The organism is Microbacterium sp. SS28 (assembly GCF_022761035.1).
GTDB lineage: Bacteria > Actinomycetota > Actinomycetes > Actinomycetales > Microbacteriaceae > Microbacterium.
The window spans coordinates 884,569-908,653 of record NZ_JAKWJP010000001.1 but is presented as its reverse complement, the minus strand read 5'-3'; the positions used below and the strand labels follow the sequence as shown (position 1 = coordinate 908,653).

At 71.2% G+C, this 24,085-nt stretch carries 16 protein-coding genes; 10 read left to right on the top strand and 6 right to left on the bottom strand.

Annotated elements, in window-relative coordinates; all coding sequences use genetic code 11:
• The first annotated feature begins 5 nt into the window (after positions 1–5).
• Genes MJ607_RS04105 through MJ607_RS04090 form a run of 4 tightly spaced genes read left to right on the top strand, consistent with a single transcriptional unit; the run spans position 6 to position 5,606 of the window.
• A complete protein-coding gene (locus tag MJ607_RS04105; protein ID WP_243074250.1) occupies positions 6–977 on the top strand; it encodes a carbohydrate ABC transporter permease in 972 nt (323 codons plus the stop codon).
• Positions 977–1,882, top strand: a complete 906-nt coding sequence (locus MJ607_RS04100; protein WP_243074249.1) for a carbohydrate ABC transporter permease — start codon at positions 977–979, stop codon at positions 1,880–1,882. The genes MJ607_RS04105 and MJ607_RS04100 overlap by 1 nt, the downstream gene beginning before the upstream one ends.
• A complete protein-coding gene (gene yicI, locus MJ607_RS04095) occupies positions 1,882–4,119 on the top strand; it encodes an alpha-xylosidase (protein ID WP_243074248.1) in 2,238 nt (745 codons plus the stop codon). The genes MJ607_RS04100 and yicI overlap by 1 nt, the downstream gene beginning before the upstream one ends.
• Positions 4,116–5,606, top strand: coding sequence for a GH1 family beta-glucosidase (locus MJ607_RS04090; RefSeq protein WP_243074247.1), 1,491 nt, complete (start codon positions 4,116–4,118; stop codon positions 5,604–5,606). The genes yicI and MJ607_RS04090 overlap by 4 nt, the downstream gene beginning before the upstream one ends.
• Positions 5,607–5,702: 96 nt before the next feature.
• Here MJ607_RS04090 and MJ607_RS04085 read toward each other — a convergent pair whose 3' ends face one another.
• The gene (locus MJ607_RS04085; RefSeq protein ID WP_243074246.1) at positions 5,703–6,266 is read right to left on the bottom strand and encodes a hypothetical protein; all 564 of its coding nucleotides are present in this window, start codon (positions 6,264–6,266) and stop codon (positions 5,703–5,705) included.
• Between the two features lie 113 nt (positions 6,267–6,379).
• A complete protein-coding gene (locus MJ607_RS04080; protein ID WP_243074245.1) occupies positions 6,380–6,766 on the bottom strand; it encodes a (deoxy)nucleoside triphosphate pyrophosphohydrolase in 387 nt (128 codons plus the stop codon).
• A gap of 79 nt (positions 6,767–6,845) precedes the next feature.
• On the opposite strand from MJ607_RS04080, the gene MJ607_RS04075 reads away from it, so the two are divergent.
• The 3 genes from MJ607_RS04075 to MJ607_RS04065 all read left to right on the top strand — a co-directional run bounded on the left by MJ607_RS04075 (position 6,846) and on the right by MJ607_RS04065 (position 12,064).
• Positions 6,846–8,045, top strand: coding sequence for an exonuclease SbcCD subunit D (locus MJ607_RS04075; RefSeq protein ID WP_243074244.1), 1,200 nt, complete (start codon positions 6,846–6,848; stop codon positions 8,043–8,045).
• Positions 8,042–11,092: an AAA family ATPase gene (locus tag MJ607_RS04070; protein ID WP_243074243.1), complete on the top strand. Its 3,051-nt coding sequence runs from the start codon at positions 8,042–8,044 to the stop codon at positions 11,090–11,092. Before MJ607_RS04075 ends, MJ607_RS04070 begins: the two co-directional genes overlap by 4 nt.
• A 117-nt stretch (positions 11,093–11,209) precedes the next feature.
• Entirely contained in the window at positions 11,210–12,064 is an 855-nt protein-coding gene (locus MJ607_RS04065) for a GDSL-type esterase/lipase family protein (RefSeq protein WP_243074242.1), read from the top strand.
• 187 nt (positions 12,065–12,251) lie between these two features.
• Here MJ607_RS04065 and MJ607_RS04060 read toward each other — a convergent pair whose 3' ends face one another.
• On the bottom strand, positions 12,252–13,727 hold the full coding sequence (locus MJ607_RS04060; RefSeq protein WP_243074241.1) for a lipase maturation factor family protein: 1,476 nt from the start codon (positions 13,725–13,727) through the stop codon (positions 12,252–12,254).
• Between the two features lie 4 nt (positions 13,728–13,731).
• Positions 13,732–15,210, bottom strand: a complete 1,479-nt coding sequence (locus MJ607_RS04055; protein ID WP_243074240.1) for an NAD(P)/FAD-dependent oxidoreductase — start codon at positions 15,208–15,210, stop codon at positions 13,732–13,734.
• Between the two features lie 152 nt (positions 15,211–15,362).
• On the opposite strand from MJ607_RS04055, the gene MJ607_RS04050 reads away from it, so the two are divergent.
• Entirely contained in the window at positions 15,363–15,938 is a 576-nt protein-coding gene (locus tag MJ607_RS04050) for a hypothetical protein (protein ID WP_243074239.1), read from the top strand.
• A 764-nt stretch (positions 15,939–16,702) separates the two neighbouring features.
• Here MJ607_RS04050 and MJ607_RS04045 read toward each other — a convergent pair.
• Positions 16,703–18,769: an NAD(+) synthase gene (locus tag MJ607_RS04045; protein ID WP_243074238.1), complete on the bottom strand. Its 2,067-nt coding sequence runs from the start codon at positions 18,767–18,769 to the stop codon at positions 16,703–16,705.
• Positions 18,770–18,894: 125 nt separating this feature from the next.
• Here MJ607_RS04045 and MJ607_RS04040 point away from each other — a divergent pair, with 125 nt between their 5' ends.
• The gene (locus MJ607_RS04040; protein WP_243074237.1) at positions 18,895–22,566 is read left to right on the top strand and encodes a bifunctional RecB family nuclease/DEAD/DEAH box helicase; all 3,672 of its coding nucleotides are present in this window, start codon (positions 18,895–18,897) and stop codon (positions 22,564–22,566) included.
• Positions 22,567–22,803: 237 nt separating this feature from the next.
• Here MJ607_RS04040 and upp read toward each other — a convergent pair whose 3' ends face one another.
• Complete coding sequence (upp, locus tag MJ607_RS04035; RefSeq protein WP_243074236.1) at positions 22,804–23,436, bottom strand: uracil phosphoribosyltransferase; 633 nt, start codon at positions 23,434–23,436, stop codon at positions 22,804–22,806.
• A 139-nt stretch (positions 23,437–23,575) separates the two neighbouring features.
• On the opposite strand from upp, the gene tadA reads away from it, so the two are divergent.
• Positions 23,576–24,037 (top strand): tRNA adenosine(34) deaminase TadA, encoded by a 462-nt coding sequence (gene tadA, locus MJ607_RS04030; protein WP_243074235.1) that lies wholly within the window; start codon positions 23,576–23,578, stop codon positions 24,035–24,037.
• The last annotated feature ends 48 nt before the right edge of the window (positions 24,038–24,085 follow it).

Here is a 24,085-nt window from a genome sequence, read left to right as displayed (position 1 = left end):
CACCCATGTCAGTCATCACCCGCGCCGAACGCAGCGCGCGCACGAAGCTTCCTCCCGAAGAGCCATCGATCCCGCAGCGCAAGGGCGGGACCGCGGGGTACTGGCTCTACCTCCTGCCGGGGTTCGTCCTTCTCCTGGTCATCGTCGTCATCCCCCTCATCTTCAACATCTACCTGACCTTCACGAAGTGGCGAGGCGTCCGGACCCCCGAGTTCATCGGCCTCGAGAACTGGTTCAAGATCTTCACGGACGAAGACTTCTGGACGTCGTTCACGAACTCCGTGTGGATGGTCCTCGCGATGGTCGTGATCCCCACGACCATCGGACTCCTCGTCGCCGCCATCCTGTTCGACGTCGTCGGGCGCAAGTTCGGCGGCAAGGTCGGCAGCTTCCTGCGGGCCACCTACTACCTCCCGCAGATCCTCCCCATCGCGGTCGCCGGCATCGTCATCGGGTGGATGTTCCGGCCCGGCGCGACGGGGTCGGTCAACCAGATGCTCGCGGTCCTCGGCATCCCGGCCTACGACTGGCTCGGCCAGATGCCCTCGGCGCTCCTCGTGCTCATGGGAGTCCTCGTCTGGGTGCAGCTCGGCTACCCGATCGTCGTGTTCATGGCGGCTCTCCAGCGTGTGGACCCCGAGCTGTACGAGGCGGCTGAGCTCGACGGCGCCAACTGGTACCAGCGGTTCAGCGCCATCACGCTCAGCATCATCCGCCCCGAGGTCTTCGTCGTGACGCTCACGTGCACGATCGCGGCGCTCAAGGTCTTCGGCCCCGTGTACGTCATCACGCAGGGCGGTCCCGCCGGCGCGACGCTCGTGCCCGCCTACTACGCCTACACCGAGTTCTTCACGAAGCGGAACATCGGCTACGGCGCCACGATCGCGACGGTGCTCACGATCCTCGTCGTGGTCGTCTCGATCATCTTCATCCGGGTCCAGAACTCGATGGAGCGCAAGGAAAGGGCGGGACTGTGATGACCGCGACGACCGCCATCCTCACGCCGGGCAAGACGCGCGCCGACAAGCAGCGCGTCGGCAAGCCCCGCGGCGGCATGACCAAGAAGCGCGCGATCGACTGGATCCTCCTGGTCGCCGTCATCCTCGTCGCCCTCGTCGTCATGGTGCCCTTCTACCTGATCCTCGTGAACGCCTTCAAGTCGCCCGTCGACTACGCGACCTCGGGTCCGTTCGCGCTCCCGCAGGCGCTGGACTTCACCGGCATCCAGGCCTTCTGGAACCGCGTGAACTTCCCCCAGAAGGTGTGGAACTCGATCTTCATCTCGGGCGTCGTCGCGCTGCTCGCGGTGCTGATCTCGGTGCTCAACGCCTTCGCGATCGGCATCGGGCGGGTCCGCGGACGCTCCTGGATCGTCCTCCTGTTCCTGATGGCCAACCTGCTGCCGCAGGAGGCGCTGCTCTACCCGCTCTACTACATGTTCAAGTCGGTCCACCTCTACGACAACGTGTGGTCGGTCATCATCGTCTTCACCGTCGTGCAGGCCGCATTCGGCACGTACCTGCTGTCCTCGGTGTACGGCACGTTCCCGAAGGAAGTGCTCGAGGCGGCGTCTCTCGACGGGGCGACGCGCTGGCAGATCCTGTGGCGCGTCGTCATCCCGATCAGCCGCCCGACGCTCTCGGTGCTGCTCATCTTCTTCTTCATCTGGACGTGGAACGAGTTCCTCATTCCGCTGACGTTCCTGCCGTCCAACGCCAACCAGACGGTCCCGGTCGCCATCAGCGTCCTGACCGGCGATCGGCTCATGGACGTCACGACGACCGCCGGGGCGGCTCTGCTGAGCATCATCCCGACGATCATCTTCTTCCTCATCTTCCAGCGCACACTCACTCGCGGCATCACGGCAGGAGCGGTCAAGTAATGAAGTTCACCGACGGATTCTGGCAGCTCCGCCCGGGCGTCACGGCGCTCTACGCTCAGGAGGCCTTCGACATATGGGAGACGGATGCCGCGGCCGACGGCGCGGGCCTGCAGATCACGGCCCCCACCGTCGTGATCGCCAAGCGCGGCGACATCCTGAACCGTCCGACACTGTCGGTCGAGCTGTCCTCGCCGCTCGAGGGCGTCGTGCGCGTGCGGATCTCGCACCACACGGGCGGCACGCGCCACGGCGGGTTCGACCTGCCGGGTGCCGTGGAGGGCGCCGGCGCGGTCTCGATCGCCGACGACGGAGCAGGTCTCGTGACGAGCGGGCCGCTCACGGCGCGCATCGCGCCGGGAGACCCGTGGAACCTCTCGTTCGAGGTCGACGGCGTGCGCGTCACGGGCAGCGGCCACAAGTCGCAGGGCTACATGCAGCTCGCCGAGAACGCCGATGTGCGCCACGGCGTCGCGGGCAACGCGCGCTCGGGCCTCGGCGCGCCGCATTCCAAGGCGTACCTGCACGAGCAGCTCGACCTCGGCGTGGGGGAGCTCATCTACGGCCTCGGCGAGCGGTTCGGCCCGCTCGTCAAGAACGGCCAGACCGTCGACATCTGGAACGCCGACGGCGGCACCTCGAGCGAGCAGGCGTACAAGAACGTCCCGTTCTACCTCTCGAACCGCGGCTACGGCATCCTCGTCAACGACCCGGGGCACGTCTCGTTCGAGATCGGCTCGGAGGCCGTCGAGCGCGTGCAGTTCGCCGTCGCGGGCGAAGAGCTCGAGTACTTCGTCATCGCGGGCCCCACGCCCAAGGACGTGCTCTCGCGCTACACGGCGCTCACGGGCCGCCCCCCGATCGTGCCCGCGTGGTCGTACGGCCTGTGGCTCTCGACCTCGTTCACGACCGACTACGACGAGGCGACCGTCACGGGCTTCATCGACGAGATGACGCGGCGCGAGCTGCCCGTCTCGGTCTTCCACTTCGACTGCTTCTGGATGCGCGAGTTCAACTGGTGCGACTTCGAGTGGGATCCGCGGGTCTTCCCCGACCCGGACGGCATGCTCGCGCGCCTGCACGACAAGGACCTCCGCGTCTGCGTCTGGATCAACCCGTACATCGCGCAGCGCTCGCCGCTGTTCGCGGAGGCCGCCGCCCAGGGCTTCCTCGTGAAGCGTCCCGACGGCTCAGTGTGGCAGTGGGACCTGTGGCAGGCCGGCATGGGGCTCGTGGACTTCACGAACCCCGACGCGACGGCATGGTTCCAGGCTCACCTGCGGCGCCTCGTCGCTCAGGGCGTCGACTGCTTCAAGACCGACTTCGGCGAGCGGATCCCGCTCGAGGTCGAGTACTTCGACGGCTCCGACCCGTCGCGCATGCACAACCTCTACACGCAGCTCTACAACAAGGCCGTCCACGACGTCCTCGTCGAGGCGCGCGGGCCGGAGGACGCCGTCGTGTTCGCGCGCTCCGCGACGACGGGCGGGCAGTCGATGCCCGTGCACTGGGGCGGCGACAACACCTCGACGTTCGCGTCGATGGCAGAGACCCTCCGCGGCGGCCTCTCCCTGGCCTTCAGCGGGTTCGCGTTCTGGAGCCACGACATCGGCGGCTTCGAGGGCACCCCGGATGCCGGTGTGTACAAGCGCTGGACCGCGTTCGGCCTGCTCGGCTCGCACTCGCGCTTCCACGGCTCGGGCTCGTACCGTGTGCCGTGGGCCTTCGACGAGGAGGCCGTCGAGGTCACGCGCGTCTTCACGCACCTCAAGATGCAGCTCATGCCGTACCTGTTCCAGGCGGGAGTGGATGCCGCTTCCACGGGCATCGCGCTCGCGCGGCCGATGCAGGTCGAGTTCCCGGACGACCCCTCGGTGGCGTACCTCGACCGGCAGTACATGCTCGGCTCCGACATCCTGGTCGCCCCCGTCTTCACTCCGACGGGTGACGTGGAGTTCTACCTGCCGGCCGGAACGTGGACGCACCTGCTGACGGGCGAAGAGGTGCAGGGCGGCGGCTGGCGCCGCGAGAACCACGGGTTCACGTCGCTGCCGATCTACGTGCGGCCGGGCGCCGTCATCCCGTGGGGCGCGCGGCACGATCGCCCCGACTACGACTACCTCGACGGGCTCACGCTACGCGTGTTCCCGGGCGGCGAGGGCGAGAAGTCGGTGCGAGTCACCACGCCCGACGGACGCACACAGACCCTGAACGCCGACCTCTCGAAGGTGACACGATGACCCAGGTGCAGCATCATCTCGACACCCCCGCGTCGCAGATCTCAAACCGGGTCGCAGTGACCCAGGGCCGACCCGACTACCGCGACTCGGGACTCGTCTTCCCTGTGGGCTTCACGTTCGGCTCGGCGACCGCGTCGTACCAGGTCGAGGGTGCGGCCTCGGAGGACGGCCGCGGGCCGTCGATCTGGGACACGTTCTCGAAGACCCCCGGCAAGGTGTGGAACGGCGACACGGGCGATGTCGCGTGCGATCATTACCACCGCCTCGACGAGGACCTCGACCTCATGGCCTCGCTGGGCCTCGACGCGTACCGGTTCTCGATCGCGTGGCCGCGCATCCAGGCCTCGGGCCGCGGCCCGGCGAACCAGGCCGGGATCGACTTCTACTCGCGCCTCGTCGACGGCCTGCTCGAGCGCGGCATCAAGCCCGTCGCGACGCTCTACCACTGGGACCTCCCGCAGCCGCTCGAGGACCTCGGCGGATGGGCCTCGCGTGCGACCGCCGACGCCTTCGAGGACTACGCGGCGATCGTGGGCACGGCGCTCGGCGACCGCGTGCACACCTGGACGACGCTCAACGAGCCGTGGTGCTCGGCGTACCTCGGCTACGGCCAGGGCGGTCATGCGCCCGGCCGTCACGAGCCCGCGGCGGCGCTCGCCGCCGTGCACCACCTGAACCTCGCGCACGGCCGTGCCCTCACGGCGCTGCGCGCGACCTCGACGGGCACTCCGGAGTACTCCGTGACGCTCAACTTCCACGTCCTCCGCGGCGTGGGAGAGGGTGCGCCCGAGGCGATACGGCGGATCGACGGCCTCGCGAACCGGGCCTTCACGGGCCCCATGCTGCGCGGCGAGTATCCCGCCGATCTGCTCGAGGACACGGCATCCGTCACCGACTGGTCGTTCGTGCAGGACGGCGACCTCGCGGCGATCCACCAGCCGATCGACGTCCTCGGCGTCAACTACTACTCGACGGCGACCGTCCGGCTGTGGGACGGCGTCTCCGAGAAGCAGATGAACGACGGCCACAAGGGCGCCGCGGGCGGGACGGCGTGGCCCGGCAGCGACCAGGCCGTGGAGTTCGTCGAGCAGCCCGGCCCGTACACCGCGATGGGCTGGAACATCGCGCCGGAAGGGCTCGAAGAGCTGCTGCTGTCGCTGTCGGAGCAGTTCCCCGACCAGCCGCTCATGATCACCGAGAACGGCGCCGCCTTCGAGGACGAGGTCTCCGAGGACGGCTCGGTTCCGGATGTCGAGCGCCTCGACTATCTGCGCCGGCACTTCACCGCCGCGCACCGCGCGCTCTCGCAGGGAGTCGATCTTCGCGGCTACTTCGTGTGGTCGCTCCTCGACAACTTCGAGTGGGGGTACGGCTACGCCAAGCGGTTCGGCATCGTGCGCGTCGACTTCGAGACGCTCGAGCGCACCGTGAAGGACTCGGGGCACTGGTACGCCGATCTCGTCCGGGAGCGCGCGATCCCGGCCTGACCTGCCTGACGTCTCCGCGATGCCGGCTTGCCGCAGGATGTGGGGAGCCGGCATCGCCTTGCCGTCTGCTGTGGCAACCGGACGCGCGGGCGGGGGTCAGGCGGCGCCGGGGTGGTCGTCGCGCAGGCCGACGCGATCCGGGATGTCGAAATGCACGCGCGGCAGCCACTCGGCCGGCTCCGGCCACGGGCGCGAGGTCGGCAGCGCGCGCAGACGGGCGCGCAGAGCGGATGCCGATGCCTCGACCGGCAGCACGCGGGAGGGCGCGCGGTGCGCGAGCGCGCCGAGCCACCAGTGGCGCCACGTGCCGTCGATCGCGTCGGGGCCCAGGACGATGTAGTAGTCGGGCATGACGACGACGCCGGCGTCGAACTGCGCGAGCACCATGTCGACCTCGACCTCGAGGGTGCCGAGGGTCGACTGCTCGCCGAACAGCTCGACCCACGCGGCGGCGACGTGCTCGAGCGGATCGGCGTCGTGCACGACGTACGGCGTGCTGGCGGTGGCGAGAGCGCGCGTGGCCTCGGCCGGCTCGGCCCCGTGCAGCGAGAGGGCGGCGAGGGCGGGCAGGCCGTGCAGTCCGGCGAGAAGGGCGTCGCTCTCGGATCCGACGAGAGCGACGACGGTCGATCGTGGGGAGCGTTCGGTCGAGGGCGCCATATTCCACGGTACGCCCGGATGTGTTTCGCCGGGGTGACGCCCCGCATACTTTCCGGAAACACCCGGCTGCGGGTGGCTGGTGCTCGGCCCGCTGGGCCCTCTGCGGGGCGCGGTCACGTCGCGAGCAGCCGCACGGCGGGCAGATCGGCGTCCGCCCACGCGAGGCTGCCCAGTCGTGCGGGTTCGACCCACCGCAGCTCGTCGTGATCCGTGCTCGCCGTCGGCGCGTCGTCCTCGAGTTCCGCGAGGAGACAGATCAGGCGGATCGGCCCGGTGACGTCGTCGGTGAGCAGGCCCGTCACGCGGATGCCGATGCCGAGCTCTTCGCGGATCTCGCGCACGAGCGCCGCGGTCGGCGTCTCGCCGGGCTCGACCTTGCCCCCGGGGAACTCCCACCTGCCGCCCGCCGACTTCTCCGCCCGGCGGCGGCAGGCGAGGATCAGCCCGTCGCGCTCGATCACGGCGGCGACGACGTCGAGGGGCGGCTCGGAGGCGGGCATGGGTCCATCGTGGCACCGGCCCGCGGCCCCACGGCACGCCTCGGAGGCGATGTCGGAGGGCGCGCATACCGTGGTTGGCATGCGGATCCTGCACACCTCCGACTGGCACATCGGGCGCACCTTCCACGGGCACTCGACGCTCGGTGCGCTGCGCGGTGTGCTCGACGAGCTGACCGCGCAGGTGCGCGAGCATCGCGTCGACGTCGTGCTCGTCGCGGGTGACGTGTTCGACTCGGCGGTGCCGGCGGCAGCGTCCTACACGCTGCTCTCCGATGCGCTCCGCGGCCTCGCCGACACGGGCGCACGCGTCATCGTCACGAGCGGCAACCACGACTCCGCCGCGCGGCTCGGGTTCCAGTCCGCGCTCCTGCGCGAGGGCATCCACGTCGTGACCGACCCGCTGTCGATCGGCACGCCCATCACGATCGACGACGCGCACGGCCCCGTGCACTTCTACGGCATCCCGTATCTCGAGCCCGCGCTCGTGCGCCACCTGTGGCACGATGTCGAGCTGCGCACGCAGAGCCAGGCCGTCGCGCACGCCATAAGCCTCGTCGAGGCCGACCTCGACGAGCGCGGCGGGCGCTCTGTCGCGATCTCGCACTGCTTCACGGCGAACGTCGAGCCGACGCCGGGCGTCGAGCGCGACATCCAGCAGGGCGGTCTCGACGTCGTGCAGCTGTCGACCTTCGCGCGACCCGACTACGTCGCGCTCGGGCACATCCACGGGCGACAGCAGCTCTCCGAGACGGTGCGGTACGTCGGGGCGCCGCTGCACTACAGCTTCGGCGAGGCGGGCAAGCAGCGCGGCTCGTGGCTCGTCGACCTCGACGCCGACGGCTTCGCAGGGGCCGAGTGGCTCGAGCTCCCCGTCCCGCGTCGCCTCGTCAAGCTCGAGGCGACGCTCGACGAGCTGCTGAACGATCCGCGGTTCGCCGCCGATGAAGACGCCTGGGTCAGCGCTCGGTACACGGATGCCGCGCCTCAGCGCGACCCCATGCGGCGGCTGCAGCAGCGCTTCCCCTTCTGCGCGACGGTCGCGCACGTGCCGAGCATCACGGCAGCCGCCGACGGGCTCACCTACGGAGCGCGCGTGCGGACGGCGAAGGGCGATGACCACGACCTCGTCGACGCGTTCCTCGCGCACGTGCGCAATGGTGTCGGGGCATCCGAGCGCGAGAGCGAGATCATCCGCGACGTGCTGGCCGAGCACGCGGCGGCCGCACCCGGCTCCGCCGAAGGCACCGTCGAGAAGGCCGTCGCCGAGGCGTCCGCATGAAGCTCCATCGTCTCGACCTGCAGTGCTTCGGGCCGTTCCGCGATCGGCAGACTGTCGACTTCGACGCGTTCGACGCCGACGGGCTGTTCCTCATCTCGGGGCGCACGGGCGCAGGCAAGTCGAGCATCCTCGACGGGGTCTGCTACGCGCTCTACGGGACGGTGCCGCGGTACGACGGCGGCGACCGGGGCCTGCGGAGCGACCACGCCGACCCCGACGAGCCGACCGAGGTGCGGCTCGAGTTCTCGGCGGCGGGCGCGCGCTGGCGGGTGACCCGCAGCCCGGAGTACGAGCGGCCGAAGGCGCGCGGCGAGGGAATGACGGTCCAGAAGTCGTCAGTCCTCGTCGAGCAGCTCGTCGGGGAGGCGTGGATCGGTCGCGCCACGAAGTACCGCGAGGTCGCCGAGCTGCTCGACGGGATCCTGGGGCTCAACCGCGACCAGTTCCAGCAGGTGATCCTGCTCGCGCAGAACCGGTTCGCGGAGTTCCTCCTCGCGGGCAACGAAGACCGTCAGACGCTGCTGCGCACGCTCTTCGGCACGCGCCGGTACGAGGAGTACGAGAACTCCTTCGAGCAGCGCAAGCGCCTCGCGCAGCAGGGTCTCGAAGCAGGCGGAGCGGCCCTCGACGCGCAGCTCGCCCAGGCCGAGCGGATCATCGCCGACAACGACCTGACGGGCCAGTCCGCCTCGGCCGATACCACCCTCGAGGCTCTCGCGGTCACTGCCGCGGCCCAGCCCGTCTCCGAGCGCATCGGCGCCGTCGAGCGGGCCATTCCCCGCGCGGGCTACCGCGCCGACGAATCGGCCCGCCTGCTCGTCGACGCGCAGACGGCGCACGACGTCGCGCTCGCGGAGTTCGGGCGTCTCACGACGCTGCGCCGGAGGCAGGAAGAGCGGCAGGCGTCGCGGGCGGCGTTCGCGGCACTCGAGGAGCGCGTCCCGGCCGTCGAGGTCGATCGCAGGACGCTCGATCGTGCGCGGGCGGCCGAGGCGGTCCGCGCGCCGATCGAATCTGCGGCGCGCGCGCGGATGGCGGCGACGCACGCGGAGGAGGCGGAGCAGTCGGCCAAGGCCGCCTGGATCGCGACGGGCGAGCCGGAGGCAGGGTCAGCCGAGCTCCGCGAGATCGTCGACGTGTTGTCGGGCGAGCTCGCCGTCTGGGCGCACGCCGCCGAAGTCGAGCGCTCGCTTCCCGCGCTCGACGCGGCGCAGGCTCGCGAAGAGGGCGTCGTCGCCGAGATCGACGCGGCCCTGCTCGCGCTCGCCGAGAGTGCCGCTGCGCGGATTGCGCGGCTCGCCGCGCTCGAGCCCGAGCTCGCTGCGGCTGAGGCGGCGGCGCCGCCCCAGGACGCCGCGCGCGCTTCCCTCGCCGAGGCGCTGCAGCGTCGGGAGGCGGGCTTCGAGGCAGAACGCCTCGCGCTGCTCGCACGCGACGCCGAAGCGGCCCACCACGTCGCGGCGGGTGCTCTCGAGCACGCTTCGGGCGCCGTCCGCGTGCTCCTGCAGCGACGACTCGACGGCTACGCGGGCGAACTCGCGGCGAACCTCGTCGACGGCGACCCGTGTCCCGTCTGCGGTGCGGCGGAGCATCCGCATCCCGCAGAGCCCTCCGGCGAACCCGTCACCGACGACATCGTCGCGGCGGCGGAGTCCGCCGTCGAGGCGGCCTCCCTGGCGGCCCGCGACGCCTCCGAGCGCGCCCGCGACGCGCGCGCCCTCCATCACGACGCCTCCGCCCGCGCCGGCGGCGAAGCGCTCGCCGTGCTGGACGCGCGTCACGCCGCCGCCGAGTCGCGCGTCGCGGAGGCAGCCGCCGCCGCGGCCGTCGTCGCGACCCTCAAGACCGAGCTGCGGCAGCTGAGGTCGGACGACGCGGGTGCGACGACCGAGCGAGACGACCTCACGACACGGCTCGTCGCCGGCCGCGAGGCCCGCGCCACGACGATGCAGCAGGCCGCCGATGCCCGCGCCCTCGTCGAAGCCGCGCGTGCCGACTTCCCGGCGGTCTCCGACCGCATCGCCGCCGCGCAGCGCCGCCGCACCCTCGCGCGTGCCCTCGCCGACGCGCTCGACGAGCGCGCACGCGTCGACATCGCGGCGAGCGAGGTCGGGGCCGACCGCGATGCCCGCATCGGCGAGACCTCGTTCACGACGGCGGACGAGGCCTCGGCTGCGCTCCGCGACGCCGCGACCCGGGCCGCGCTCGGCGACGCGATCCGACGCTTCGACGCGGACTTCGCGGGCGAGCGCAAGCGGCTCTTCGATCTCGAGAGCGAACTTGCGGGTGCCCCCGAAGAGCTCGTCGATCTCGACGTCGCCGAGATCGACGCCACGGCGGCGCGCGACCGCTGGAAGGCGGCAGTCGCGAAGGCCACCCGCGATGCCGAGATCACGACGCAGCTGACGGATGCCGCCTCCCGTGCTGCCGAGGCGTACGCGGCGACCGCTGAGCGAGCCGCAGAGTACGAGGTCATCGCCGGGCTCGCGAACGCCGTCGCCGGCCGCACCGACAGCCGCATGGACCTCGAGACGTTCGTGCTCGCGGCCGAGCTCGAAGAGATCGTCGCGGCGGCGAACCTTCGGCTCGACACGATGTCGGCCGGACGCTATCGGCTCCAGCACACCGACGCCGTCGGCGCGCGCCGCGTGGCCTCGGGGCTGGGCCTCGAGGTCCTCGACGCCTACACAGGACAGGCTCGCCAGCCCCGATCGCTGTCAGGCGGCGAGACCTTCCTCGCGTCCCTCGCGCTCGCCCTGGGGCTCGCCGAAGTCGTGACGGCGCAGGCCGGCGGCATCCGTCTCGACACGCTCTTCATCGACGAGGGGTTCGGCTCGCTCGACGCCGACACGCTCGAACTCGCGATGCACACGCTCGACGAGCTGCGGCAGGGCGGTCGCACGGTCGGCGTCATCAGCCACGTCGACACGATGAAGGAGAGGCTCGCCGCGCAGCTGCTCGTCGAGCGGACCCCGCGCGGACCGAGCGTGATCCGGCAGGATGCCGTGGCCGCCCGGCCGGTTGTGGAGGCATCGGCCGCGGTATAAGGTTTGCGCCAAGACCGGCGCTGGGGGCGCCGGTCTCCCGAAGAGCACGAAGCGCTCGCGTTCCCGCCCACCCGGTTTCCTGACGCCCGTGCCGCCTCAACGTCGAGGAGACGACTCATGCACGGACACCAGGGGACGCGCCGCGTCCTGGCCACGATCCTCGCGGGGGCCGTCATCGCGACGACGGCGCTCTTCGGAGGGTCCGCAGCATCTGCGACTCCCACGACGTCACCGCCCCCCGCCGTCATGGCGGGTCTCGGCGACTCGATCACGCAGGGGCTCATGACCTGCTCGAGCCTGTCGACGTGCGCCGCCAACAGCTGGTCGACCGGGACGAACGCGAGCGTCGTCTCGCACGCCGCGCGGCTGCGTGCCGCTTATCCGGCGCAGCCGCTCACGACCTTCACGAACGCCGTCACGGGGGTCACCTCGAGCAATCTGCTCGCTCAGGCGAACAAGGCTGTCACTCAGGGCGCGACGTACGTCACGATCGAGATCGGCGCCAACGACGCGTGCACGAGGACGGTCGGCGGCATGACCTCGACCGCGGCGTTCGAAGCGAACATCCGCGCCGGCATCGCGGCGCTGACGGCGAACGGCGCCCAGCGCGAGATCTTCGTCGCGAGCATCCCGAATCTGCTGCGCATGTACGACATCAACAAGGGCAGCGCGAGTGCCCGGCTCACGTGGGGCCTGCTGCAGATCTGCCAGTCGCTGCTCGCGAACCCCAGCAGCACGAGGGCGGCCGATGTTCAGCGCCGCGCCCTGGTCGACCAGCAGGTCAAGGCTTACAACGCTGTGCTGCAGCTCGTGTGCAGCCAGACGGCGAAGTGCCGCTACGACGGAAACGCGATCTACAACTTCCCCTTCGAGAAGTCGCACATCTCGACGCGCGACTACTTCCACCCCTCGCTCTCGGGGCAGGCCGTGTTCGCGGCCACCACGTGGCCCCTCACGCAGTGGGTCTCATAGCCCCTTCGGTATGACCGGGGTGGCACCCGGGCCTCGGCTCGGGTGCCGTCGGTCGCCTGGGCGGCTGTCGCGGGGGAGCGTCAGCCGCCCCGGCGTTCGGGCGGGAGCCCCTCCGCTGCTCCGCGCGCGTCGCGCCGGCGGACGGGTCGGCCGCGCGCGCCGCGCCGGCAGTCGGGTCGGCCGAGTGTCAGCCCCGCCGATGCACAGGCCGCACGAGCACGCGCTTCTCGTCCCGCATCCAGCGCTGCCCCGTCGCACGGAACTCTTCGCGCGTCGCGAAGCGATAGCGGTACGACACGACGCGCAGCCACTCGGGACGGTGCCCGTCGAAGGGGTCGTGCGCGAGCAGTCGAAGGGTCGCGGGGTCCGCCTCGAGAAGCCGCGCGAGGAAGACCGAGAACCAGTCCTCGAGTGAACGGCCGAGCGGCAGGAACCACATGAGCCAGTCGAGGCGCAGGTGGTACGGGGCCCATTGGCGCGGCATCCGGTGCACATCTCCCGGTTTCCCCTTGAAGCCGTATTCGCGCCACTCGTCGTCGTCCGGACCTCCCGCGCTGCCCTCGACGACGTACTCGATGCGGCGCTTGGTCACCGTGCCGAACGCCCCGTACGCGTTCGCGAGCTGCCAGCGGTTGAAGCTCGCGTTCATGAGCTGGCGGTGCGCGGCGAGGTTGCGGGCCGCGGGCCAGCTGAGCACGACGTAGAGCAGCGCGACGCCCGACGTCACGATGACCCACGGCAGCGCGATGCCGTCGACGAGCCAGGGCAGGTCGGTCGGCGGCGGCGATGACCCGCCTCCGATGCCGGGGAGCCCGATCGCCGAGAAGGCGACGACGATCGTCGCCCAGTTGAGCCACGCGAAGTTGCCCGTCAGGACGAGCCACAGCTGCGTCGCGATCACGAGGGTCGCCGCGATGGCCCCGACGAGGGCGGGGACGGGGCCGGGCACCCAGAGGCCGAGGATCGGTGCGAAGAGGAACCAGGGCACGACGAGCTGCGCGAAGTGGTTGCCGATGACTTCGCCCTTGTGGAACCAGCGGGGGAGCAGGTGCGCCTGGCGGCTGAGCGGGCCGGGCATCGGCTGCGTCTCGTGGTGGTACGTGAGGGCCGTGAGGTCGCGCCACTCACGTCCGCCGCGGATCTTGATCATGCCCGCACCGAACTCGAGCCGGAACAGCAGCCACCAGAACAGAACGATGACCGCCGTCGCGGGCGGCTGATCGTCCGATCCGAGGAAGGCCGCGAGGAACCCGGCCTCGAGCAGCAGCATCTCCCAGCCGAAGCCGTAGAAGGTCTGCCCGATCGACACGATCGACATGTAGGCGAGCCACAGTGCGAGGAAGCACAGCATCGGCACCCATGGCTGGGTCAGCTGCGGCAGCCCCGCCGCGAGCGCCGCCGCCACGACGATGCCCGCGATGCACAGCGCCACGAGCCGCCGGTCGGAGTAGGGAACGAAGCGGAACAGCGTCGGGCGCAGCGGCCAGCGCGTGCGGGCGCGCGCCCATCCGAGCAGCTCGGGCGCCGGCAGCATCCCCCGCTCGCCCAGGAGCGGGCGGAACTGGTTGAGCGTCGACAGGAACGCGATGGCGTAGAGGACGGCGATCCCGCGCTGCAGCACCTGTCGAGCGAACTCGAAGTCGACCGCGGCGAATCCGTCCACCGCATCACCCGAAGAGATCGTCGAGCGTGACGCCGACCCCGGCGCTGTCGACGAGCGCCTGATGCGCCGCGAACCACCCGGGCATGCCCGTGACGCCAGGCCCCGGCGGTGTCGAGGCCGAGGCGAGGTACACGCCGCGCATCGGGGTGCGCCACGGTGTCCGCGAGAAGACGGGGCGCCGCACCGCCTGCACGAACGAGAACGCACCGCCCAGGATGTCGCCGCCGACGTCGGACCGGTTGGAGGCCTCGCGGCGCGACGCGGGCATCGACGTCGAGGAGAGGATGCGGTCGCGGAACCCCGGCGCGAACCGCTCGACCTGCTGCGTCACGAGCTCGGTCGGATCGAGCGTCGAACCCGACGGCACGTGGATGTACGCCCACAGGACCTGCCTGCCCGCGGGCGCGCGCGTCGGGTCGAGCACGGAGGGCTGCACCGTCAGGACGAAGGGCCGCTCGGTCATCCGACCTCGCGCGACGGCGTTCTCGCTCGCCTCGACCTCGTCTCTCGTGCCGCCCAGGTGCACCGTGGGGGCGACGGCGACGTCGGGGTGCGCCCAGGGGACGGGTCCGTCGAGCGCGAAGTCGACCTTCGCCGCGGCGGGGCCGTAGCGGTAGCGGCGGATGTCGCGCGCGTACGACGCAGGGATGTCGGGGTGCGTCAGCACGAGCCGAGGCGACGTGTCGAGCAGCAGGACGTCGCCCGCGAGGGGGTCGCCCCAGTCGAGCGAGGCGAGGTCGGTCACGGGGGAGTCCGGCTCGACGATCCCGCCGTGCGCGCGCAGGTCGGCGACGAGCACGTCGGCGATCGCCTGCGCACCGCCGCGCGGATACGCCCAGCCGTCGCCGACGTGCGCATGCGCGAGCAGGAAGAGAGCGGATGCCGCAGCCCCCGGCGACGGCAGTGAGGAGTTCGCGTGCGCCGCGACCCCCGCGAAGAGCGCCGCGGCCTCGTCCGTCCGGAACGTGCGGCGGCTGAGCGCCGAGCCCAACTCGAGGGCGCGGAGCCCGAAACGGACGGTCGTGACAGGATGCCGTGGCACGCGCAAGAGCTGATGTCCCGTGAAGTCGACGACGCCGTCGAGGTGCCGGGCGAGCGGGCGCACGACGGCGCGCCAGGCCGCGGCATCCCTCCCCAGTCCTTCAGCCGTGCGATCGAGATCGTGCCAGGCGACGCCGGCGCGGGCCGCGCCGCCCGGGGTCAGGGGATCGAGCGGCTGCGCGAACCCGGCCTCGGGGACGATCCACTCGATGCGCTCGCGCAGGCGGAAGGCGCGGAAGAACGGCGAGGAGAGCGCCGCGGGGTGCACGGCCGACCCGATGTCGTGGCGGAACCCCGGCAGCGTGAGCTCGGCCGTGCGCACGCCGCCGCCGATCGTCGCGGATGCCTCGAGCACGCGCACCTCGTAGCCCGCCCGGGCGAGGGCGACGGCCGCGGCGAGCCCGTTGGGCCCGCTGCCGACGATCGTCGCGCGCTCCGCCATGCGATAAGTCTTCCATCGCGGCGCGAAGCGATGGGGGACTTCACGGCGACGGCGACGCGCGGACCTTCATCGCCGTCGCGTCTGGGTGCACTGGGCCGTGGGATGGGCCAGTATGAAAGCGCGGCCCGCCGCCGCAGGAAGAGGTCTCGCACATGGAATCGGTACTGCTCGACACCCCGTCCGGAATCGGCGCGCGACTGGGATGGGATCCCAAGGTCACCGAGCACGACCGCAAGCGCATCCTCGCGCGGCAGCTCGTCGCGGCGCGTATGAAGGTCGATGAGAAGGCCGTCCGCATCGAGCGCGAGGCGCCCGCGCAGTTCGGCTTCCACACGCAGCTCTTCGCCGAGATCGACGGCAAGGAGCTTCCCCTCGAGATCCGCACCGCGAGCTTCCGCGCCGCGACGGTCGCGGCGATCGCCGACGACGGTGTGCGGCTCGGCATCGACCTGCGCGACGCGCACCCCGACGACGCGAGTCTGTCGGAGATGAAGCGGCACTCGAAGATCTTCGACGTCGAGAACCTCGACTCGCTCCTGTCCCACTGGACGAAGGTGCAGGCGGTGCGCGAGGCTGACGGCCGCGGCGTGCGGATGAAGCCCGAATACGTGCGACTCGATCTGGCGAAGCACAAGGGCTGGATCCCGGACCGTCCCGTCCACTACTCCCTGCTCGACCTCTCACGCGACGGCTGGATCATCACGCTCGCCTACTCGAACGAGAACTGAGCGCCGGCTCGGCTCGTTCGGGGCGCGCGACCCACGGCGACGGATGCTGCGAACCCGCGAGTCACGTCACCCGCGCCGGTGCGGTGGGGTGAGTTGTTGCCGCGTGCGTTGGATCGATGCGGCGGGTCCTCACCCCACGCCGCTGCGGGCGTGTGCGGTGGGGTGAGTATTTGCCGGGTGCGGGGGATCGATGCGGCGGGACCTCACCCAAGGCAGCCAGGCACGCATCGGTCGCTCGTGGGGCGCGACACGCGGCGACGGATGCTGCGATCCTGCGAGTCGCGTCGCCTGCGGCGGCTGCGGTGGGGTGAGTTGTTGCCGCGTGCGGTGAGGTGATGCGGCGTGACCTCACCCCACGCGGCTGCGGGCGTGTGCGGTGGGGTGAGTTGTTGCCGCGTGCGGTGAGGTGATGCGGCGTGACCTCACCCCACGCGGCTGCGGGCGTGTGCGGTGGGGTGAGTTGTTGCCGCGTGCGGTGAGGTGATGCGGCGTGACCTCACCCCACGCGGCTGCGGGCGTGTGCGGTGGGGTGAGTTGTTGCCGCGTGCGGTGAGGTGATGCGGCGTGACCTCACCCCACGCGGCTGCGGGCGTGTGCGGTGGGGTGAGTATTTGCCGCGTGCGGCGAGGCGATGCGGCGAGAAGTCACCCAGAACGTGCTCGGCGACGCGCTGGTCGTTCGTGGGGCCCGACACGCGGCGACGGATGCTGCGAACCCGCGAGTCGCCACGCCGGAGCGACGCCTGAGAGACGCCGGGCGAGAGGTCAGCTGCCGTCCGGGAGCGCCGCATCGAGCTCGGCGAGCCACACCCGCGCGTTGCCGTCCGAGGGCGCGCGCCAGTCGCCGCGCGGCGACAGCGAGCCCACGGGCGACACCTTGGGGCCGTTCGGGATGGCGGACCGCTTGAACTGCGCGAACGCGAAGTAGCGCTTGAGGAAGACGCGCAGCCACTTCGCGACCGTCGGCAGGTCGTACGCGTAGCGATCCTCGTCGGGGAAGCCGGGCGGCCAGGCACCGGCATCCGGATCCTGCCAGGCATGCTCGGCGAGGAACGCGATCTTCGACGGACGTGCGCCGTAGCGGAGGATCCAGAACAGCGCGAAGTCGTGCAGCGCGTACGGGCCGATGCGGTCCTCGGTGGACTGCATCTTGCCGTCCTGCCCCGCCGGCACGAGCTCGGGGCTGATCTCGGTATCGAGCACCGACTGCAGCACGTCGTGCGCGCGATCGCTCAGCGCCGTCGAGCCGCCTTCGTCGCCGCGCTGCGAGATGACCCAGCGGATGACGTGCTGGATGAGCGTCTTGGGGATGCCGGCGTTGACGGCGTAGTGGCTCATCTGGTCGCCGACGCCGTAGGTGGACCAGCCGAGGGCGAGCTCGGAGAGGTCGGACGTGCCGATCACCATCCCGCCGTGCTGGTTCGCGAGGCGGAAGAGATAGTCGGTGCGCAGGCCCGCCTGTACGTTCTCGAACGTGATGTCGTGCACGGGCTCGCCGTCGGCGAAGGGATGCCCGATGCGCTCGAACATCTCGGTCGCGGCGGGCCTGATGTCGATCGTGTCGATCGACGCGCCGATCGTCTCGGCGAGCGCGATGGCGTTCGACTTCGTGTGCTCGCTCGTCGCGAAGCCCGGCATCGTGTAGGCGAGGATGTCGCTGCGCGGCCGACCCATGCGGTCCATCGCGCGCGCGACGACGAGCAGGGCGTGGGTCGAGTCGAGGCCTCCGCTCACGCCGAGGACGGGTTTGGGGTCGCCGATCGCGGTCATGCGCTGCACGAGACCCGAGACCTGGATGTTGAAGGCCTCGTAGCAGTCCTGCGCGAGGCGGGCAGGGTCGTCGGGCACGAAGGGGAAGCGGTCGAGCTGTCGGCGCAGGCCGATGTCGCCGGTGGGCGGGTCGAGCTCGAAGTGCACGACGCGGAAGTACGGGTCATGCGTGCGGCGGTTGTCGTCGAAGGTTCCCTGGCGGATGCGGTCCTGGCGGAGGCGGTCGAGGTCGACGTCGGCGACGCTGCGGCGCGGCCCGTCGGGGAAGCGCTCGGTCTCGGCGAGCAGCGAGCCGCCCTCGTAGATCATCGTCTGGCCGTCCCACGAGACGTCGTTCGTGGACTCGCCCGCCCCCGCCGCCGCGTAGGCGTACGCCGCGAGGCAGCGCAGGGACTGCGACTGGCAGAGGTCCTTGCGGTCCTCCGCGCGCGCGATCGTGATGGGGCTGCCCGACAGGTTGAGCAGCACCGTCGCGCCCGCGAGCGCCGCCGACGCCGACGGTGGGATCGGCACCCACACGTCCTCGCAGACCTCGGCGTGCACGACGAGGCCCGGCACATCGAGCGCCTCGAACAGCAGGTCGGGCCCGAAGGGCGCCTCGAGCGCTCCGACGCGGATGTCTTCGCCGGACTGGTCGTCGCCCGTCGCGTACCAGCGGCGCTCGTAGAACTCGCGATACGTCGGCAGATACGACTTCGGCACCACGCCGAGCAGCTCGCCGCGGTGGATGACGACGGCGCAGTTGTAGAGGCGGCTGCGCTTTCGCAGCGGCGCACCGACGACGATGACCGGCAGCAGATCGACGGATGCCTCGACCAGCCGCTCGATCGCGGCCTCGACGGCGTCGAGCACGGCGTCCTGCATCACGAGGTCTTCGATCGAGTAGCCCGTGAGGCACAGCTCGGGGAACACCGCTACCGCGACGGCGTCGGCATCGCATTCGCGCGCCGTCGCGAGCACGGCGTCGGCGTTCGCGACGGGGTCGGCGATCGCGACGGGGATCGTGCAGGCCGCGATGCGCGCGAAGCCGTGCCGGTACGCGCTCTCGAACGGGAGGCTCATGTGCCCAGTCTGGCAGGAGCGTCCCGTCGGGCGACGCGTTTGACGCTCCGGAGGCGAAGTCTCGCGACGGGCGGGGCGGCGGTGTCGGGAGCCGCGGCTAGGGTCGAGACGACACGAAGGGGAACATGCGTTACATCGAGGGCGAAGGCCGGATCGTCTGGAGCGCGAGCGACCTGAAAGCCGCCGCCGAGTGCGAGTTCGCCTGGCTGCGCGGCATCGATGCGCGCCTCGGCCGCGTCGAGGCGGTCGAAGAGCCCGAAGACGCGACGCTCGAACGAGCGGGCAGGCTCGGCGGCGAGCACGAGCGCCGCGTGCTCGCGGGGTATCGCGCCGCGTACGGCGAGCGGGTGGTCGAGATCCCCGAGACGAGATCATCGGATGCCGCTGCCCTCGCGATCGCGGTCGCCCTGACGAACGACGCCCTTCTGTCGGACGACGTCGAGGTGATCTACCAGGCCACGTTCGCAACCGACGACTTCGTCGGATTCGCGGACTTCCTCGTGCGCGACCGCTCAGCGGGCGCCGACGGGCCGGGCGCGTGGATCGTGCAGGATACGAAGCTCGCGCGCCGCGCGCGCGTCACGGCGCTCATGCAGCTGGCCGCGTACGTCGTGCAGCTCGATCGGCTGGGCGTGCCACGCTCGGATCGCGTCGAGCTGCTGCTCGGCGACGGATCGGTGAGCACGCACGACGTCGACGACCTCCTTCCCGTGTTCGCGCTGCGCCGTGACCGCCTGCGGGCGCTCGTCGACGATCGCCGGCTCGACCTCGGAGCGTCCGCGCCTGCGATCGCGTGGGGCGACGCGCGGGGCGAGCTCGGCGTCATCGCATGCGGACGCTGTGCGACGTGCGAGGTCGAGGTCGTCGCGCAGCGGGATCTGCTGCTCGTCGCGGGCATGCGACCCGTGCAGCGCGACCGCCTGCGCTCCGCGGGCGTCGAGACGATCGACGGGCTCGCCGCGGCATCCACTCCTCCTCCTCGCATGAATCCCGAGACGTTCGCGTCGCTGCGCACGCAGGCCCGGCTGCAGCTCGCGAGCCCTGCCGGGCTGGGGGTCCCCGCTCCTGCCGCCGCGGGCACCGCCGGTCCTGCCGTCCTCGCGATGCCGTCCGTCTCCGGAGGGAGTGCGACGGCGACCCTCGTCGCGCCGGCGGCGGTTCCCGTCCCCACCTTCGAGGTGGTCCACCCCAAGGCGCTCGGCGCGCTCCCGCGGCCCGACCTCGGCGACCTCTTCTTCGACTTCGAGGGCGATCCGCTCTACACCGAGACGCCCGCGGCCGGTGCGCCCGTGCAATGGGGGATCGACTACCTGTTCGGCTTCGTCGACCTCGGCGAGCAGTACTCGGCTCTGTGGGCGCACTCGTTCGCCGAGGAGCGGGCGGCGCTCGAACGGTTCATCGACCTCGTGAACCTGCGGCGCGCGCAGCATCCGGCGATGCACATCTACCACTACGCGCCGTACGAGCCGACGCACCTCCTGTCGATGGCGGCTCGCTACGGCACGCGCGAAGCCGAGGTCGATCGGCTCCTGCGTGACGGCGTCTTCGTCGACCTGTATCCGATCGTGCGCCGCGCGCTGCGGGTCGGCTCGCGCTCGTACTCGATCAAGAAGCTCGAGCCGCTCTACATGGGCGCCGACGTCCGCACGAGCGACGTCCAGAAGGGCGACGACTCGATCGTCCGCTACGTGCAGGCACGCGCGCTGCATGACGACGGAGCGGAGGTCGCGGCGGGCGAGATCCTCGACGACCTGGCCGACTACAACCGCTACGACTGCGTCTCCACGAGGCGCCTGCGCGACTGGCTCGTCGACCGGGCCCGCGAGGCAGGGCTCCGGCCCGCGACGGATCGCGAGCCCGACGAGAAGGCGTACGAGCCGTCGCCCCGCGCGCTCTCGCTCGCGCGCCTCGCCGAGGGCCACCCTGAAGACTCTCCCGACGCCCGATCCCTGCGGCTCGGCGCGGCCGCGATCGACTACTACCCGCGCGAAGCGAAGACCTTCTGGGCGGGGCATTTCCTCCGCCTGCGCGAGCCCATCTCGGTGTGGGACGAGGTGAGAGACGTCGTCGTCATCGATGCCGCGCGCTGCCGAGTGGTCGAGGACTGGCACTTCGCCGAGAGCGGCCGCGGCGGTGAGCGGCGGCTCGTCGAGCTGCGCGGAGAAGTGGCGCCGGGGACGCGCCTGAGCGGGGGCTCGAGCCCGTATGCCCTGTACGAACTGCCTGCGCCGTTCCCGTACGACGCGACGCCCCGCCTCATCCACGCGGCGCGGTCGATCAAGGTCGTCGAGGTCCTCGACGACGGCGTGCTCGTCGAGGAGACGTCCGTCGACGGCGTCACGTGGACGGGCCTCCCCGTCGCGCTGACGCCCGAGGCTCCGCCCCGCGCAGGAAACCAGCAGGCGGCGATCGACGCATGGGCCGACGCCGTCATCGCGGCGGCGCCCGCACTTCCCGAGGACCCGGCTACCGACATCCTGCGCCGTCGTCCGCCGCGCATGCTCGGGCATGCTCCCGAGTCGGGGGAGGGTGCGCTCGTCCCATCGACCGGCGACGACGTCGACGCGATCGTGCGCAGCGTGCTCCGGCTCGACCGCAGCTACCTCGCCGTCCAGGGACCCCCGGGGACGGGCAAGACCTACGTCGGCTCGCACGTCGTCGCGCGTCTCGTGCGCGAGCACGGCTTCCGTGTCGGAGTCGTGGCGCAGTCGCACGCCGTCGTCGAGAACATGCTCGACCGCATCGTGGCGGCAGGAGTGCCCGCCCAGCAGGTGGCGAAGGCGCCGAAGAGCGGCGCGACGGGCGACACGACGTTCACCGTCATCCCCAAGAACGGCGTGGCATCGTTCGTGTCCGAGCAGACCGGCGGCTTCGTTTTCGGCGGCACCGCATGGGACTTCAGCCACGCGGGCCGTGTGCCGCGCTCGAGCCTCGACCTGCTCGTGATCGACGAAGCCGGGCAGTTCTCGCTCGCATCGACCATCGCGGTCTCGCTCGCGGCGCCGCGACTGCTGCTGCTGGGTGACCCGCAGCAGCTCCCGCAGGTCAGCCAGGGCACGCATCCCGAACCCGTCGACACCTCGGCGCTCGGATGGGTCATGGACGGCGCCGACGTCGTGCCACCCGAGTACGGCTACTTCCTGGGGCGCACGTGGCGCATGCACCCCGCCGTCGCGGCCACCGTCTCGCAGCTGTCGTATCGCGGCGAGCTCATGTCGCATCCGTCGGCAGCGCTGCGCAGCGTCCAGGGGATCGCCCCCGGCGTCCACCCCGTGCCGGTCGTGCACCACGGGAACGCGACCCAGTCGCCCGAAGAGGCCGCGGTGGTCCTCGAGCTCGTCCGAGACCTGCTCGGTCGACCGTGGACCGACACCTCGACCGACGACACCGGGGCCGCGACGGTCCTGCCGGCGCGCCCGCTCGCGCAGTCGGACATCATCGTCGTGACCCCGTACAACGCGCAGCAGGTCGAGGTCGAACAGGTGCTCGCCGAGGCGGGCCTGGGCGACGTTCGCGTCGGCACGGTCGATCGCTTCCAGGGCCAGGAGGCTGTGGTCGCGATCGTCTCGCTCGCGGCGTCCTCAGGCCGGGATGCGCCTCGGGGACTCGAGTTCCTCCTGCTGCGCAATCGGATCAACGTCGCGATCTCTCGGGCCAAGCACACGGCCTACGTCGTCTACGCGCCGGGACTCCTGGATGACCTGCCGTACACGCCCGAAGGCGTCGCCCGGCTGAGCGGCTTCGCGCGGCTCGTCACTCGCGTCGCCGGGGGCGGCGGGGTCACTTTCCCTAGGTGATCGATGTCGCGGATGTCAACCCCCTGAGGACACATCAGCGGCGGCGGTTAACCTTGCTGAGCGCTTCACGGCGCAGGTGCGGTACTCGTTCGGCGAGGGGCGGGTGCCGCACCACCAGGCTTTACAGGATGCGCGTGCCGGGGGGCCGCGCATCCGCTCTCGGGTCGTCGCGAGGATGCGCGATCCACTCCCGCCGGGCGGGGCGGTCAGCGCAGATCCGGGCGATCGGGTCCCGCGTCAGACCGTGCCGTAGAGGCGGTCGCCCGCATCGCCGAGTCCGGGCACGATGTAGCCCTTCTCGTTGAGGCGCTCGTCGAGGGCTCCGAGGACGAGCGTGACGTCGCGTCCGGCGACCTGCTTCTCGATGGCGGCGACGCCCTCGGGCGCGCCGAGCAGGCAGATGGCCGTGACATCCTGCGCGCCGCGCGCGAACAGGAATTCGATCGCGGCGCCGAGCGACCCGCCCGTCGCGAGCATGGGGTCGAGCACGAAGCACTGGCGGTCGCTGAGATCGTCGGGGAGGCGCTCGGCGTATGTCGAGGGCTCGAGCGTCTCTTCGTTGCGGACCATCCCGAGGAAGCCGACCTCGGCGGTCGGGATGAGCTTGACCATGCCCTCGAGCATGCCGAGACCCGCGCGCAGGATCGGCACGACGAGCGGTCGCGGCTCGTCGATCTTGACGCCCGTCGTCCGGGTGACCGGCGTCTGGATCTCGATCGGGGCGACCCGCACGTTGCGCGTCGCCTCGTAGGCGAGCAGCGTGACGAGCTCTTCGGTCAGCTGCCGGAAGATCGGCGACGGCGTTCCCTGATCGCGGAGGACCGTGAGCTTGTGGGTGATGAGCGGGTGGTCGGCGACGTGCAGGCGCATACGCTCAGGTTAGTGCGTCTGATCGGCGCGACTGGGAGCGAGTTCCCCATAGGCGGCCACGCGGTGCCCGTCCGCCTGCAGGGGTATCGGACGCCGAGTGTCACAGGGCGGGTCGTCCCCGTCCGCGTAGTCTTCAGGCATGCTCGCCGCTCCCGCCGATCGTGCCGCGATGGACCGCGCGCTCGCGCTCGCCGCACGTGCCGGTGAAGAGGGCGACGTTCCAGTGGGGGCCGTCGTGACGGATGCCGCGGGCACGGTCATCGGCGAAGGACGCAATCTCCGCGAGGTCACGGGCGACCCGACGGCGCACGCCGAGGTCGTCGCGCTCCGAGCGGCGGCGGAGCGGACCGGCCATTGGAACCTCGAAGGGTGCACGCTCGTCGTGACGCTCGAGCCGTGCCTCATGTGCGCGGGGGCGCTCCTGCAGTCGCGCATCTCGCGGCTCGTGTTCGGCGCGTGGGACGACAAGGCCGGCGCCGCGGGCTCCGTCTACGACGTCGTCCGCGACCGGCGACTGCCCTACCGTGCCGAGGTCGTCGGGGGCGTCGCGGAGGACGCGGCATCCACTCTCCTGCGCGCCTTCTTCGACGCGCGACGCTGATCTCGGGGGCTCGCCCCACGGGCGTCGGGGGGACAGCACCCTGCCGCC

Coding starts and splice junctions, on each gene's coding strand:
- MJ607_RS04105 (WP_243074250.1), top strand. CDS start 6: ATGTCAGTCATCACCCGCGCCGAACGCAGCGCGCGCACGAAGCTTCCT.
- MJ607_RS04100 (WP_243074249.1), top strand. CDS start 977: ATGACCGCGACGACCGCCATCCTCACGCCGGGCAAGACGCGCGCCGAC.
- yicI (WP_243074248.1), top strand. CDS start 1,882: ATGAAGTTCACCGACGGATTCTGGCAGCTCCGCCCGGGCGTCACGGCG.
- MJ607_RS04090 (WP_243074247.1), top strand. CDS start 4,116: ATGACCCAGGTGCAGCATCATCTCGACACCCCCGCGTCGCAGATCTCA.
- MJ607_RS04085 (WP_243074246.1), bottom strand. CDS start 6,266: ATGGCGCCCTCGACCGAACGCTCCCCACGATCGACCGTCGTCGCTCTC.
- MJ607_RS04080 (WP_243074245.1), bottom strand. CDS start 6,766: ATGCCCGCCTCCGAGCCGCCCCTCGACGTCGTCGCCGCCGTGATCGAG.
- MJ607_RS04075 (WP_243074244.1), top strand. CDS start 6,846: ATGCGGATCCTGCACACCTCCGACTGGCACATCGGGCGCACCTTCCAC.
- MJ607_RS04070 (WP_243074243.1), top strand. CDS start 8,042: ATGAAGCTCCATCGTCTCGACCTGCAGTGCTTCGGGCCGTTCCGCGAT.
- MJ607_RS04065 (WP_243074242.1), top strand. CDS start 11,210: ATGCACGGACACCAGGGGACGCGCCGCGTCCTGGCCACGATCCTCGCG.
- MJ607_RS04055 (WP_243074240.1), bottom strand. CDS start 15,210: ATGGCGGAGCGCGCGACGATCGTCGGCAGCGGGCCCAACGGGCTCGCC.
- MJ607_RS04050 (WP_243074239.1), top strand. CDS start 15,363: ATGGAATCGGTACTGCTCGACACCCCGTCCGGAATCGGCGCGCGACTG.
- MJ607_RS04045 (WP_243074238.1), bottom strand. CDS start 18,769: ATGAGCCTCCCGTTCGAGAGCGCGTACCGGCACGGCTTCGCGCGCATC.
- MJ607_RS04040 (WP_243074237.1), top strand. CDS start 18,895: ATGCGTTACATCGAGGGCGAAGGCCGGATCGTCTGGAGCGCGAGCGAC.
- upp (WP_243074236.1), bottom strand. CDS start 23,436: ATGCGCCTGCACGTCGCCGACCACCCGCTCATCACCCACAAGCTCACG.
- tadA (WP_243074235.1), top strand. CDS start 23,576: ATGCTCGCCGCTCCCGCCGATCGTGCCGCGATGGACCGCGCGCTCGCG.